Source organism: Pseudomonas sp. PA15(2017) (genome assembly GCF_001945395.1).
Taxonomy (GTDB): Bacteria; Pseudomonadota; Gammaproteobacteria; order Pseudomonadales; family Pseudomonadaceae; genus Aquipseudomonas.
The window spans coordinates 149,231-163,398 of record NZ_MSXV01000052.1 but is presented as its reverse complement, the minus strand read 5'-3'; the positions used below and the strand labels follow the sequence as shown (position 1 = coordinate 163,398).

The following is a 14,168-nucleotide window of genomic DNA, read 5'->3' as shown; positions in this document are numbered from 1 at the left end:
CAGTAAGGCGTGCTTTGCCTGCCCTGAAATGGTGAGTTTGCGCGTCGGTCGCCTCATATTGGTTCGCCTCGCTCTCCAGCCTCTCCCCTCTTCAAAGGGCTGAAAGCCCCGTCCTTACAGTCCCTGCGGACATTCGCGAAATCCTGGCATGTAACCTGCTATTCAGCTTGTGCACCCATCACCGATGGGGCCGGTAAGCAGGCAGTGACCTGACGCTCACCCACATAACGAATCCAAGGCAAAGACGCCTGAAGCTGACAACAGCTCCAGGCGTCTTTTTTTGTGTTGCAGAAAACCGTGTTAGCGCAGCAGACAGAGGGCAGGCTATGAATTCCATCGTCACATCGATCAAGCGCGAGACCCTGATCGTCATCGGCAACGGCATGGTCGGCCACCACTGTATCGAGCAGTTGATCGCCAGCGGTGCGTTGCACCGTTATCAGGTGCACGTCTACGGCGAAGAGCCGCAACGCGCCTATGACCGTGTGCACTTGTCCGAGTACTTCTCCGGCAAGGACGCCGAAGCCCTGGCCCTCGGCGAGGCCGATCTCTATGCCCGCCACGGCGTACACCTGCACCTCGGTGAGTCGGTGCTGGATATCGACCGTGAGGCGCGCGAAGTCGTCACCAGCCAGGGGCGTCGTGGCTACGACCGTCTGGTGCTGGCCACTGGTTCCTATCCGTTCGTCCCACCCATTCCAGGCGCCGAAGGCAACTCGCGTCTGGTCTACCGCACCCTCGACGACCTCGATGGCATCCGCGCCGCCGCTGCTGGCGCGCGCCGTGGCGTGGTGGTCGGCGGCGGTCTGCTCGGCCTGGAGGCGGCCAATGCGCTGAAGTCCCTTGGCCTGGAAGCCCACGTGGTGGAGTTCGCGCCGCGACTGATGCCGGTACAGCTGGATGTTGACGGTGGCGACGCACTGCGGGCGCGTATCGAGGCGCTTGGCGTCGGCGTGCATCTGTCGCGCGCCACCCAGGGGATCGTCATCGGTGAGGAGTATGCCTACCGAATGAATTTCAACGACGGCGCTGATGGTCAATGTGAGTATCTGGAAACCGACCTGATCGTGTTCTCCGCCGGCATTCGCCCCCAGGACGCCCTGGGCCGCGCCGCCGGCCTGGACATCGCCCCGCGCGGCGGCGTGGTGGTCGACAACGACTGCCGCAGCAGCGACCCGGCAATCTTCGCCATCGGCGAGTGTGCCTCGTGGAACGGCACGGTATTCGGCCTGGTGGCGCCCGGCTACAGCATGGCCCGTGCCGTGGCCGCGCAACTGGCCGGTGAGCCCCATGAACCGTTCACAGGCGCCGATATGTCGACCAAGCTCAAGTTGCTTGGCGTCGACGTCGGCTCCATCGGCGATGCCCACGCGGCCACGCCCGGCGCCAAGAGCTACCGCTACATCGACGAAGCCAGTGCCAGTTACCGCCGCCTGGTGGTCTCGGCGGATGGTCAGCGGGTCATCGGCGCCGTGCTGGTCGGCGACAACAGCTATTACGACACCCTGCTGCAGTACGCCCAGAATGGCATCAAGCTGCCGGCCGATCCGTCGAGCCTGATCCTTCCGCTCTCCGACGGTGCGCCGACCCTGGGCGCCGATGCGTTGCCGGATACCGCGACCATCTGCTCCTGCCACAACGTCAGCAAGGGCGCGGTGTGCTGCCAGGTCGACGCCGGTATCACCGACCTCGGCGAACTCAAGGCCATCACCAAGGCCGGCAGTGGCTGCGGCGGCTGCAGCGCGCTGCTCAAGCAGGTCTTCGAGCACGAGCTGAGCGCCCGCGGTGTGGCGGTCGACAAGAGCCTCTGCGAGCACTTCGCTCACACCCGTCAGGAGCTGTATGCCATCGTCCGGGTGGAAGGCGTGCTCAGTTTCGAGGAGTTGCTGGCCAAGCATGGCCGCGGCCACACCGGCTGCGACATCTGCAAGCCGGCAGTGGGCTCGATCCTCGCCTCGTGCTGGAACCAGCCGATCACCGATCCGGCGCTGATTCCGCTGCAGGACACCAACGATACCTTCATGGCCAACATGCAGAAGAACGGCACCTACTCGGTGGTGCCGCGCATTCCTGGCGGCGAGATCACCCCGGACGGTTTGCTGGCCATCGGCGCCGTGGCGAAGAAATACGACCTCTACACCAAGATCACCGGCGGTCAGCGTATCGACCTGTTTGGCGCGCAGTTGCACGAGCTGCCGGACATCTGGGGCGAATTGATCGCCGCCGGCTTCGAGACCGGCCACGCCTACGGCAAGTCGCTGCGTACCGTGAAGTCCTGCGTGGGCAGCACCTGGTGCCGCTACGGCGTGCAGGACAGCGTCGGCATGGCTTTGCGCCTGGAGGACCGCTACAAGGGCCTGCGCGCGCCGCACAAGATCAAGTTCGCGGTCAGCGGCTGCACCCGCGAGTGCGCTGAAGCGCAGAGCAAGGACATCGGCGTGATCGCCACCGACAAGGGCTGGAACCTCTACGTGTGCGGCAACGGTGGCATGCGCCCACGGCACGCCGAGCTGTTCGCCACCGATCTGGACGACGAGGCGCTGATCCGCACCATCGACCGCGTGCTGATGTTCTACATCCGCACCGCCGACAAACTGCAGCGCACCTCGGTATGGCGCGAGTCGCTGGAGGGCGGCCTGGATTACCTCAAGGCGGTGATCCTCGACGACAGCCTGGGCCTGGCTGCCGAGCTGGAGGCGCAGATGCAACGGGTGGTCGACCGCTACGAATGCGAGTGGGCGGGTGCCCTCAAGGACCCGGAGAAGCTCAAGCGCTTCCGCACCTTCGTCAACGACCGGCGCGCCGACCCGGACATCCATTTCGTCAAGGAGCGCGGCCAACGTCGCCCCATTACCGCCAGTGAGTTACACCTTATTCCCGTTACCGAGGAGGTGCTCTGATGAGCCAGCCCAACGCCGTGCGTGCCCAATCGCTTCCCGCCACCGAATGGCAACCGCTGTGCCGCAGCCAGGATCTGGTCGCCAACTCCGGCGTGGTGGCCTGGCTCGACGGGGCGCAGATCGCCCTGTTCCATCTGCCCCACAGCGAAGCCGGCGAGCAGCTGTTCGCCGTGGAGAACCGCGACCCGAAATCCGGCGCCAATGTGATCGGCCGCGGCCTGATCGGCCAGATCAAGGGCGACCTGGTGATCGCCTCGCCGCTCTACAAGCAGCACTTCCGCCTGCGTGACGGCACTTGCCTGGAGTACCCCGAGCAGCGCCTGCGCGTGTGGCCGGTGCGCCTCAACGGCGACACCGTGGAAATCGGCCTGGCGGCCTGAGCGTGTTTGGCGGCTGGCCAGCAGTCGCCGTGTTTCTAACCTGTCTGGTTCATTTGAGAGAGCGTCAGCATGTCCTACCTGGTTCCTGCCGAATTCGTCACCAAGATGGTGGATGCCGGTGAGTCGAAGATTTTCATGTCGACCCGCGATACCCTGATCCGCGCCTTCATGGCCGGCGCCATCCTGTCCCTGGCGGCGGTATTCGCCATCGCCGTGAGCGTCGGTACCGGCTCGCCGCTGCTCGGTGCCGTGCTGTTCCCGGTCGGTTTCGTGATGCTTTACCTGATGGGCTTCGACCTGCTCACCGGGGTATTCATGCTCACCCCGCTGGCGCTGCTCGACCGTCGCCCGGGCGTCACCGTGGGCGGCATCCTGCGCAACTGGGGCCTGGTGTTTCTCGGCAACTTCGCCGGTGCCCTGACCGTGGCCTTCATGATGGCCTTCGTGTTCACCTACGGCTTTTCCAAGGACCCCGGTCTGATCGGCGAGAAGATCTCGCATATCGGCGAAGACCGCACCCTGGGCTACGCCGAATATGGCGCGGCGGGCTGGGCGACCATCTTCCTGCGTGGCGTGCTGTGCAACTGGATGGTGTCGATGGGCGTGGTCGGCGCGATGATCTCCACCACCGTCAGCGGCAAGACCATCGCCATGTGGATGCCCATCATGCTGTTCTTCTTCATGGGCTTCGAGCACTCGGTGGTGAACATGTTCCTGTTCCCCTCGGGTATCATCCTGGGCGGCGACTTCTCGGTGATGGACTACATGATCTGGAACGAGATCCCCACCGCCCTGGGCAATCTGGTCGGCGGCCTGGCCTTCACCGGCCTGACGCTGTACACCACCCACGTGAAGACCGGCGCCAAGCGCACCTACAACTGAGATGACCGTTGCCGAACACCCGTGGACAGCCAGGAAGAACCCGCTGCAGGTCAGCGTCGGCCAGTATTCGGACAAGGGCCGCAAGCCGCGCAATCAGGACTTCCATGGCCTGTGCGTGCCCCTCGAGCCGCAGCTGAGCAGCAAGGGCATCGCCATCGCCCTGGCCGACGGCATCAGCAGCAGCGACGTCAGCCATATCGCCAGTGAAACGGCGGTGGCGGCGTTTCTCTCCGATTACTTCAGCACCAGCGAGGCCTGGTCGGTGAAGACCTCGGTGACCCGCGTGCTCAGCGCCACCAATGCCTGGTTGCACGCTCAGACGCGGCGCGGCCAGCATCGCTATGACATGGATCGCGGCTACGTATGCACCTTCAGCGCCGTGGTGCTCAAGTCCACCACGGCGCACCTGTTCCACGTCGGCGACACGCGCATCTATCGCCTGCGCGGCGTCGATCTGGAGCCGCTGACCCGTGATCACCGCGTGTGGGTCGGCGAGGGCAAGAGTTACCTGAGCCGCGCCCTGGGCGTCGGGCCGCAACTGGAAATCGACTACCAGGCACTGGCCGTGGAGGCCGGTGACCTGTTCCTGCTGGCCACCGACGGCGTCTATGAATTCGTCGAGGCGCGCGCCATGCAGCGCTGCATCGGCGAACACGCCGGCGACCTGCAGCAGGCCGCCCAGGCCATCGTCGAGCAGGCCCTGGCCAATGGCAGCGACGACAACCTGACCCTGCAACTGGTGCGCGTCGACGGCCTGCCGCGTGCAGAGGCCGACGAGCTGCAGCACAAGCTCGGCGACCTACCGTGCCCGCCCGTGCTGGATGCGCGCCAGTCGTTCGAGGGCTACCGCATCGTCCGCCCGCTGCACGTCAGCGCGCGCAGCCACGTGTACCTGGCCACCGACGAAGGCAGCGGCGCCACCGTGGTGCTCAAGACCCCAGCGCTGGATCTGCAGCACGATACCGGCTATCTCGAGCGGTTTCTCATGGAGGAGTGGATCGCCCGGCGCATCGATAGCCCCCATGTGCTCAAGGCCTGCGCACCGACGCGCAAGCGCAACCATCTGTACACGGTCAGCGAGTTCATCGAGGGCCAGACCCTGGCGCAATGGATGATCGACCACCCCACACCTGAGCTGGAAACCGTGCGCGGCATCGTCGAGCAGATCGCTCGCGGCCTGCGCGCCTTCCATCGCCTGGAAATGTTGCATCAGGACCTGCGCCCGGCCAACCTGATGATCGACGCTACCGGCACGGTGAAGATCATCGACTTCGGTGCTACCCGCGTGGCCGGGCTGCAGGAGGTCGCCAGCCGCCAAACGGACGAGCCGATCCTTGGCTCCGCCCAGTACAGCGCGCCCGAGTACTGGCTGGGCGAACCCGGTACGGTGCGCTCGGACGTTTTCTCCCTGGCGGTGATCGCCTACCAGATGCTTGGTGGCCGGCTGCCTTACGGCGCCGGCATGGCGCGGGCGCGCACCCGTAGTGCGCAGGCCCGGTTGCACTACGCGCCCATCGCCCAGGGGCGAGCGCTGCCGCTGTGGCTCGACGCCGTGCTGCGCAAGGCCTGCCATCCGGACCCGCTGAAGCGCTACGCCGACCCGGACGAATTCGCCCATGCGCTGCGCCACCCCGGCCAGGCGTTGCTCAGCCGTGGCCGGGTGCCGCTGCTGGAGCGCAACCCGCTGCTGTTCTGGCAGCTCGGCTGCCTGCTATTGGGCTTGATGGTGGTGGTACTGCTGGCGCGCCAATAAGCCATGCCGGACGGCACGAGGCGATTGCAATGGATCGCATTAAAGAAGCGCCGGTTCAACTGCAATTTCGCCCGCCTGATTCGCCGCCAGTGCCCGATTTCAGGGCGCTCCAGAAATGTAATAGGGGTGAAATAATTTGTCGTAAATTGTCATATTCGCCGTCATGGCAAAAGCACAGAATGCGCCTTCTGTTCAGCCATAAAGTGCGTGATCGTGGACTATATCCTGCAATTGACGAGTGACCCCGCTGCCTGGATTGCCCTGGCCACCCTGGTGGTCATGGAAGTGGTACTGGGCATCGACAACCTGATCTTCATCTCCATCCTCACCAACAAACTGCCCGAGCATCAGCGTGCCAAGGCGCGTTGCCTGGGTATCGGCGCGGCGCTGATCCTGCGCCTGGCCCTGCTGGGCACCGTGGCGTGGATTGTCAAGCTGGTCGACCCGGTGATCGAGCTGTTCGGCCAGGCGTTTTCCTGGAAGGACATCATCCTGATCGCTGGCGGCCTGTTCCTGCTGTGGAAGGCCACCAAGGAGATCCACCACGCCGTCGACCCCGAGCCCGAGGGCGACATGTTCGTTGGTCGCGCTGCCACCGTGGGTTTCGGCGCGGTGATCGTGCAGATCTTGCTGCTCGACCTGGTGTTCTCGGTAGACAGCATCATCACCGCGGTGGGCATGACGCCCCACGTACCGATCATGGTCGTCGCCGTGGTCGCTGCCGTGACCGTGATGCTGCTGGCCGCCGACCCGCTGGCGCGCTTCATCAACAACAACCCGACCGTGGTGATGCTGGCGCTGGGCTTCCTGATCATGATCGGCATGACGCTGATCGCCGAAGGCTTCGGTGCCCACGTGCCGAAGGGTTACCTGTACGCGGCGATGGCGTTCTCGGCGGTCATCGAAGGCCTGAACATGCTGTCCCGTCGGGCCAAGCGCAAGGCCAACGCCCAGGCCAACAAAGCGTCCTGAGCCGCTTGTGCGCCCATCTGCCAGGCAGATGGGCGCATCGTTATCGCCATCTCGACCGGCGAATGCTGACCGCTCGGTTATAAATTGCTGGCACCGTGCCACTTGTCGCGGCACACTCTCTGCACGATGTTGCGAGTGGCAGGCTCAAGCCTGCCCGCCCGCAGTTGCCCAAGGCATTCAGCGCGCGTTTCGCCAAACAGGCCGAATGCCCCGCCAGCGCATGACCCTCCGAGCCTGGACGCTCGCGAGCTGCGCGTGCACAGGACTCAGACTGCCATGCTGCCCACTCAGCCCAATGCCGATACGATGTACCGCCTGCTGGTACAGAGCGTGGTCGACTACGCCATCTACCTGCTCAGCCCCGAAGGCATCGTCACCAACTGGAACGCCGGTGCCCAGCGTGCCAAGGGGTACCTGGCCGCGGAAATCGTCGGCCAGCATTTCTCGGTGTTCTACACCGCCGAGGACCGTGCCGCCGGCCTGCCCGGCAGAGGCCTGGAGACCGCCCGCAGCGAGGGCCGTTTCGAGGCCGAGGGCATGCGTGTGCGCAAGGACGGCACACTGTTCTGGACCAGCGTGGTGATCGATGCCATCCACGATGACCACGGGCAACTGATCGGTTTCGCCAAGATCACCCGCGACATCACCGAGCGCCGCAAGAACGAGCTGGAGTTGCTCAAGGCCAAGGAGCTGGCAGAGAACTACAGCGAGGAAATGGCCACGCTGTCGCGCTTTCTCGATTCGGTGATCGCCAACATCCCGGCCAGCGTGATCGTGCAGGACACCCAGAGCCGGCAGATCCTGCTGGCCAACCCGCAAGCCGAGAAACTGTTCGGCTGCCGCTCCCAGGACATGCTCGGCCACCGTGCCGATGAGTGCCTGACGCCGGCCATCGCCGAGTTCATCGCGCAGCAGGCCGACCAGTGCATTCGCAGCGATGCCCTGCATCTGTCCGAGAGCTGCCTGGACACGCCCCTGGGCCCGCGCATGCTGCGCACCCGCGTGATGCAGAGCAGCGGTTGCGAGACCCAGGCCAGCTACCTGTTGCTGATCGCCGAAGACGTGACCGACGAACTCGCCGCCCATGCGCAGATCCAGCACATGGCGCACCACGACGCACTGACCGGCTTGGCCAATCGCACGCTGTTCGCCGAGCGCCTCGATGAAGCGTTGCAGGAAGGCGCCGAGGAGGGCCGGCTGACCGCCGTGCTGTGCCTGGATCTGGATAACTTCAAGAACATCAACGATGCCCTCGGCCACGCCTTTGGCGACCGTCTGCTGCGCGCCCTGGGGCTGCGCCTGAAGGCCGTGCTGCGTGAGCGCGATACCCTGGCCCGGCTCGGCGGCGACGAGTTCGCCGTGGTGCTCAATGGCCTGGACAGTGCCGAGGATGCCAGGCGTACCGCCCAGCGGCTGATCTCGGCGGTGGCGCCGGTGTTTCTGATCGAGGGGCACAGTTTCTCGGTTGGCGTCAGCATCGGTATCGCCATCTGTCCGGACGATCATCAGCAGGCCGACCAACTGATGCGCTATGCCGACATGGCGCTCTACGAAGCCAAGCGCAATGGCCGCAACCGCTACGAATACTTCCTCCCCGAGCTGGACGCCGCGGCGCGCCGGCGCCGAACCATGGAAACGGACCTGCGCACAGCGCTGCACATGGGCCAGCTGCAGCTGTACTACCAGCCGATCATTGACCCGAGCAGCAAGCGGGTGTCCGGCTACGAGGCGCTGATGCGCTGGCAGCACCCCAGTAACGGCCTGATCATGCCGCTGGATTTCATCCCCATCGCCGAGGAAACCGGGCTGATCCACGAAGTCGGCGCCCGTGCCCTGAACCTCGCCTGCCAGGAAGCGGCGACCTGGTCCGGCAAGCAGACGGTGGCGGTCAACCTGTCGCCGGTGCAGTTCAAGAGCGGCGATCTGGTCAAGGTCGTCAGCCTGGCATTGGCGGATTCGGGGCTCGAGCCCGAGCGCCTGGAACTGGAGATCACCGAATCGGTACTGCTGGAAGACTGCGAGAGCAACATCCACACCCTCAAGGCGCTCAAGGCCCTTGGCCTGAACATCGCGCTGGACGATTTCGGCACCGGTTATTCATCCCTGAGCTACCTGCGCTCGTTCTCCTTCGATCGCATCAAGATCGACAAATCTTTCGTCCAGGACATGGGCAAAAGCCGCGAGGCGCTGTCGATCGTGCGCGCCATCACCGGCATGAGCGGCAGCCTGCTGATCAAGACCACCGCCGAGGGCGTGGAAACCGACGAGCAATTCGAGCAGCTCAAGGCCGAAGGCTGTTCGCATTTCCAGGGCTACCTGTTCGGGCGGCCGCAGCCGGCCAGCGAGCGGATCGAAATGCTCGACTAGGCCAACGGTGCAGATGGCGATGTGACACGCTTCACCAATCTTCATATCCGTCGACTGCTGGCGCCGCCAAAGGCGCGCGGCGGCAGGTCAAGGGCGGGTGTTTGGATTAGACTGGAGCGAATCGCTGGCGTCGGAATCCAGGCAGTACCTTTTGCCCTGGCACGCCGGCTTCACTTGCCCCGCTATCCGCATGGATGAGGACATCGAGTTGATCAAACGTTGCATGCAAACCCTTTTGCTGGGGCTCACCCTCGTCAGCGCTGCCAGCTGGGCGGAAATGGCGCCCCTGGAGGCTATGAACATGGCCGGCCTGCAGCGCAGCCTGGGGCAGATCATAGCCAAGGACTACATGATGATCGGCTCCGACGTGAAGGTCGATGAAGCCACCAAGCAGCTCAACACCAGCGTCGCGCTGTTCGAGGATCATCACGCCAAGCTCAAGGCTCACCCGACCAACAGCGAAGTGCAGGCCGGCCTGGCCCAGGTCGAGGTGATCTGGACGGCCTACCGCGCCATGGTCACCGCCGAGCCGGGCAAGGCTCAGGCACCGGCAGTGCTGGCCAAGGCCGAGGAGCTGGTCAAGCAGACCCAGCACGTTACCGATCTGTTCGAGAAGCACAACGGCGACGCCGCTTCCCATTCGATCAACCGCAGTGGCTGGAACCGCGTGCTCACCCAGCGCACCGCGATGTTCTACATGGCCCGCGCCTGGGGCGTGCAGGCGCCGAATCTGGATGCCAACTTCGAGGCATCGGTGAAGGAGTTCGATACCATCATGAAGGAGCTGCAGGCCGCCGGCGCGCCCAACGAGGAAATCGCCGTCGCCCTGCGCAAGACCGACGCGCGTTGGCAGTTCGCGACCAAGGCCTTCGCCTCCAAGGACTTCGTGCCGACCATCGTGGCGGTGAACGCCGAATCGATGTTCCGCCAGCTCAACGAAATGACCCGCCTGTACGCCGGGCTGCAGGGCGACCAGCTCTGATGCCGTAGCGCTCACCGCCCCGGTGAGCGCACCCATCTGACGCCAGCGTCAGAACGAATCGATTATCCGCCCCAGGGTTTGCATTGCCTGTTCGCTCTGGGCGTTCCATGGGTGGCCGTGATTGAGCCGCGCGCAGTGTCCGAAGCCGCGGGTGGCCGAGAAGATCGGCCCCGGCGCCAGGCTGATGCCCTGGGCCAGCGCCAGGCGAAACAGCTGCAGGGCGTCGACCCGTTCGGCGAACTCGAACCACAGGAAGTAGCCGCCGCTTGGCCTCGTTACTCGCGTGTCTGCCGGGAAGTGCCGGGCGGCCGAGGCGAGCATCGAGCCCTGCTGGCTTTCCAGCTGGTGGCGCAGCTTGCGCAGATGGCGGTCGTAGCCGCCGTGCTGCAGGTAATCGGCCAGCGCCGCCTGGGCGGGCACCGACGGTGAAATGGTGGTCATCAGCTTGAGCCGGGCAATGCGCTGGGCATGACGCCCACCCGCCACCCAGCCGACCCGGTACCCCGGCGCCAGGCACTTGGAAAACGATCCGCAGTGCATCACCAGGCCCTCGCGGTCAGAGCTCTTCACCGGTTTCGGCGGCTGGGCGCCGTAATACAACTCGGCGTACACGTCGTCTTCGATCAACGGTACCTGGTGGCGCTGCAGCAGTTCGTAGAGCGCGGCCTTCTTGGCGTCGCTCATGCTCGCGCCGAGCGGGTTCTGCAGGCTGCTCATGAACCAGCAGGCCTTGATCGGCAAGCGCTGCAGGCTGTCGGCCAGGCTGTCCAGGTCGATGCCCTCGCGCGGGTGCACGGGAATTTCCACGGCCTTGAGCTTGAGCCGTTCCAGCACCTGCAGGGTGGCGTAGAACGCCGGGCTTTCGATGGCCACCAGATCGCCCGGTTCGGTTACCGACTGCAGGCACAGGTTGAGCGCTTCCATGGCGCCGTTGGTGATCACCAATTCTTCGAGCGGCAGGTGCACGCCGCTGAGCATGTAGCGCAGGGCGATCTGCCGGCGCAGGTCCGGGTTGCCCTCGGTCATGTCGGCGATCACCGCGTGGCTCGGCATGTCGCGCACGCTCTGTGCCATGGAGCGGGCCAGGCGCGGCAGCGGAAACAGCTCCGGGCTGGGGAACGCCGAGCCGAACGGCACGGTGTGCGGGTCCTTCAGCGAGCCGAGTACCGAGAACACCAGTTCACTGACGTCCACCTCGGTGGCCTGGGCGGCGCCCGCGCGCAACTGCGGCTCGTGCAGCGGGCGTTTGGCATGCTCGCGCACGAAGTAACCGGAGCGTGCCCGGGCCTGGATCAGCCCGCGGTCTTCGAGCAGGTAATAGGCCTGGAAAACGGTCGAGGCACTGACGCCATAGGTGCGGCTGGCGTGGCGCACCGAGGGCACCTTCTCGCCGGGTGCCAACAGGCCGGAGCGGATCAGGGCGGCGATTTCGTCGGCGAGTTTCTCGTAGCGTTTCATGGCGTATCCAGTGCGCAGGGATATGGGCGCGCAACGGCAGCGCGGCGCCCAACGATGTTACAGAACATATCAGATTTAAGAATTTGAGATTTTTGCATATCAGCTGGAATAGCCCTTACCGTTGACCTTAAACCAATATGCCAAGCGAAAGATGTTGAGCAGGATCCTGTAACTTTCATCTGATATGGTTTTTTGCGATTTATCTGAGGCTGTTTTGCTTTTGCCCCCTTGCCCATAGTGGCGGCCCTGTCTGCCGCGTTCCAGGGCGCAAGGGGCCTGTCATGTATCACTACGACGAGTACGACCACGCGCTGGTGCGCGAGCGGGTCGCGCAGTTTCGCGACCAGGTGCAGCGACGCCTCAGCGGTGAGCTGAGCGAAGAGGAATTCCTGCCGCTGCGCCTGCAGAACGGCCTGTACCTGCAGAAGCACGCCTACATGCTGCGTGTGGCGATTCCCTACGGCACCCTGTCGGCCCGCCAGCTGCGCACCCTGGCGTCCATCGCCCGTGACTACGACCGCGATTACGGCCACTTCACCACGCGGCAGAACATCCAGTTCAACTGGATCGAGCTGGAGCAGGTGCCGGACATTCTCGAGCGCCTGGCCTCGGTGGAGATGCACGCCATCCAGACCTCGGGCAACTGCGTGCGCAACATCACCACCGAAGCCTTTGCCGGCGTGGCCGCCGATGAATTGCTCGACCCGCGGCCGCTGGCCGAGATTCTCCGGCAGTGGTCGACGGTCAACCCGGAGTTCCTGTTTCTGCCGCGCAAATTCAAGATCGCCCTGTGCGCTGCCAGAGAGGATCGCGCCGCGGTGCCGATGCACGACGTCGGCCTGTATCTGTATCGCGATACCGCCGGCGAGCTGCTGGCGCGGGTGATGGTCGGTGGTGGCCTGGGGCGCACGCCGATCCTCAGCCAGGTGATTCGCGACGGCCTGCCGTGGCGCCATCTGCTGTCTTACGTCGAGGCGATTCTGCGGGTCTACAACCGCCACGGTCGGCGCGACAACAAGTACAAGGCGCGCATCAAGATCCTGGTCAAGGCGCTGGGTATCGAGGCCTTCGCCAGGGAAGTCGAGGCCGAGTGGCAACACATCAAGGACGGCCCCGCCGAGCTGACCGATGCCGAATACCAGCGCGTCGCCACTACCTTCGCGCCGCCGGCTTATGCGCTGCTTGCGGATACCGATCTGGATTTCGGCACCGCCCTGGCCAGCGATGCCGCCTTCGCCCGCTGGGTGTCACGCAACGTGCAGCCGCACAAGGTGCCGGGCTACGCCGGCGTGGTGCTGTCGACCAAACCGGGTGCCAGCCTGCCGCCGGGCGACGTGACCTCGGCGCAGATGGACGCCGTGGCCGAGCTGGCCGAGCGCTACGGCTTCGGCGAAGTCCGCGTGGCCCACGAGCAGAACCTGGTGCTGCCGGATGTGCGCAAAGCCGACCTGCACGCGCTCTGGCAGCAGGCCGTCAGCGTTGGGCTGGGTAGCGCCAATATCGGCCTGCTTACCGACGTGATCGCCTGCCCTGGCGGTGATTACTGCGCCCTGGCCAATGCCAAGTCGATACCCATCGCCCAGGCCATCCAGCAGCGCTTCGAGGATGCCGAAGCGCTGCACGCCCTGGGCGATATCAGCCTGAACATCTCCGGCTGCATGAATGCCTGCGGCCACCACCACATTGGCAACATCGGCATTCTCGGCGTCGACAAGAACGGCAGCGAGTGGTACCAGGTGACCATCGGCGGCGCCCAGGGCAAGGCCAGCGCGCTGGGCAAGGTGATCGGCCCGTCGTTCAGCGCCGCCGAGGTGCCAGCCGTGATCGAGCGTCTGGTCGAGACCTTCGACGAGCAGCGCCAGGGTGACGAACGTTTCATCGACACCGTGCAGCGCATCGGCATCGAGCCCTTCAAGGCGCGGGTGTATCGCCAGGCGGAGGCGCCGGCATGAACAACCTGATCAGCCTGCGCGACGGCGCGCCGCGCATCGTCACCGATGACCCCTGGATGCTGCTCCGTGATGGCGAAATCCCGGAGCAGGGGCCGTTGATTCTGCCGTTGTCCAGTTGGCTGGAGCGCCAGCCCCCGGCCGTACTTAAGGATGCAGTGCTCAGCCGCGACGGCCTGTTGCTAAGTCCCGATGACGAGCCCCTGGAGCTGCAGCCCTGGCTCGCCGTGTTGCCCCTGATCGCCATCGACTTCCCCAGCTTTCGCGACGGCCGCGGCTACAGCCAGGCCTACCTGCTGCGCACTCGCCTGGGCTGGCGCGGCGAGCTGCGCGCGGTCGGCGACGTGCTGCGCGACCAGCTTGCCCACATGCGCCAGTGCGGTTTCGACAGCTTCGCGGTGCGCGAGGACAAGTCCGTGCACGACGCCCTCAAGGGCCTGGCCGGCATGAGCGTGCAGTACGGCCGTTCGGTCATCGAGCCGCGGCCGCTGTTCCGTCGCCGACCTCTCTGATTCTCACTGACCC

At 65.0% G+C, this 14,168-nt stretch carries 10 protein-coding genes; 9 read left to right on the top strand and 1 reads right to left on the bottom strand.

Annotation, left to right across the window (positions count from 1 at the left end; genetic code table 11):
* Window positions 1-326 precede the first annotated feature (326 nt).
* The 7 genes from nirB (at window position 327) to BVH03_RS18125 (ending at window position 10,236) form a co-directional block, all read left to right on the top strand.
* Entirely contained in the window at window positions 327-2,900 is a 2,574-nt protein-coding gene (gene nirB, locus BVH03_RS18155; protein ID WP_075962468.1) for a nitrite reductase large subunit NirB, read from the top strand.
* Complete coding sequence (nirD, locus tag BVH03_RS18150; RefSeq protein ID WP_075962467.1) at window positions 2,900-3,280, top strand: nitrite reductase small subunit NirD; 381 nt, start codon at window positions 2,900-2,902, stop codon at window positions 3,278-3,280. The genes nirB and nirD overlap by 1 nt, the downstream gene beginning before the upstream one ends.
* A 69-nt stretch (window positions 3,281-3,349) precedes the next feature.
* Window positions 3,350-4,162: a formate/nitrite transporter family protein gene (locus BVH03_RS18145; RefSeq protein WP_075928690.1), complete on the top strand. Its 813-nt coding sequence runs from the start codon at window positions 3,350-3,352 to the stop codon at window positions 4,160-4,162.
* A gap of 1 nt (window position 4,163) precedes the next feature.
* Window positions 4,164-5,915 (top strand): bifunctional protein-serine/threonine kinase/phosphatase, encoded by a 1,752-nt coding sequence (locus BVH03_RS18140; protein WP_075962466.1) that lies wholly within the window; start codon window positions 4,164-4,166, stop codon window positions 5,913-5,915.
* Between the two features lie 213 nt (window positions 5,916-6,128).
* Window positions 6,129-6,887, top strand: a complete 759-nt coding sequence (locus BVH03_RS18135; RefSeq protein WP_075962579.1) for a TerC family protein — start codon at window positions 6,129-6,131, stop codon at window positions 6,885-6,887.
* Window positions 6,888-7,163: 276 nt separating this feature from the next.
* Window positions 7,164-9,254, top strand: a complete 2,091-nt coding sequence (locus BVH03_RS18130) for a bifunctional diguanylate cyclase/phosphodiesterase (protein ID WP_075962465.1) — start codon at window positions 7,164-7,166, stop codon at window positions 9,252-9,254.
* 223 nt (window positions 9,255-9,477) lie between these two features.
* A complete protein-coding gene (locus BVH03_RS18125; protein WP_256574746.1) occupies window positions 9,478-10,236 on the top strand; it encodes a type IV pili methyl-accepting chemotaxis transducer N-terminal domain-containing protein in 759 nt (252 codons plus the stop codon).
* Window positions 10,237-10,284: 48 nt separating this feature from the next.
* On the opposite strand, the gene mapR is transcribed toward BVH03_RS18125, so the two are convergent.
* Window positions 10,285-11,694, bottom strand: a complete 1,410-nt coding sequence (mapR, locus tag BVH03_RS18120) for a GntR family transcriptional regulator MpaR (protein ID WP_075962464.1) — start codon at window positions 11,692-11,694, stop codon at window positions 10,285-10,287.
* Between the two features lie 281 nt (window positions 11,695-11,975).
* On the opposite strand from mapR, the gene BVH03_RS18115 reads away from it, so the two are divergent.
* Window positions 11,976-13,646 (top strand): nitrite/sulfite reductase, encoded by a 1,671-nt coding sequence (locus BVH03_RS18115; RefSeq protein WP_075962463.1) that lies wholly within the window; start codon window positions 11,976-11,978, stop codon window positions 13,644-13,646.
* Window positions 13,643-14,155, top strand: coding sequence for a DUF934 domain-containing protein (locus BVH03_RS18110; protein WP_075962462.1), 513 nt, complete (start codon window positions 13,643-13,645; stop codon window positions 14,153-14,155). Before BVH03_RS18115 ends, BVH03_RS18110 begins: the two co-directional genes overlap by 4 nt.
* Window positions 14,156-14,168: the final 13 nt, after the last annotated feature.

Coding starts and splice junctions, on each gene's coding strand:
- nirB (WP_075962468.1), top strand. CDS start 327: ATGAATTCCATCGTCACATCGATCAAGCGCGAGACCCTGATCGTCATC.
- nirD (WP_075962467.1), top strand. CDS start 2,900: ATGAGCCAGCCCAACGCCGTGCGTGCCCAATCGCTTCCCGCCACCGAA.
- BVH03_RS18145 (WP_075928690.1), top strand. CDS start 3,350: ATGTCCTACCTGGTTCCTGCCGAATTCGTCACCAAGATGGTGGATGCC.
- BVH03_RS18140 (WP_075962466.1), top strand. CDS start 4,164: ATGACCGTTGCCGAACACCCGTGGACAGCCAGGAAGAACCCGCTGCAG.
- BVH03_RS18130 (WP_075962465.1), top strand. CDS start 7,164: ATGCTGCCCACTCAGCCCAATGCCGATACGATGTACCGCCTGCTGGTA.
- BVH03_RS18125 (WP_256574746.1), top strand. CDS start 9,478: ATGCAAACCCTTTTGCTGGGGCTCACCCTCGTCAGCGCTGCCAGCTGG.
- mapR (WP_075962464.1), bottom strand. CDS start 11,694: ATGAAACGCTACGAGAAACTCGCCGACGAAATCGCCGCCCTGATCCGC.
- BVH03_RS18115 (WP_075962463.1), top strand. CDS start 11,976: ATGTATCACTACGACGAGTACGACCACGCGCTGGTGCGCGAGCGGGTC.
- BVH03_RS18110 (WP_075962462.1), top strand. CDS start 13,643: ATGAACAACCTGATCAGCCTGCGCGACGGCGCGCCGCGCATCGTCACC.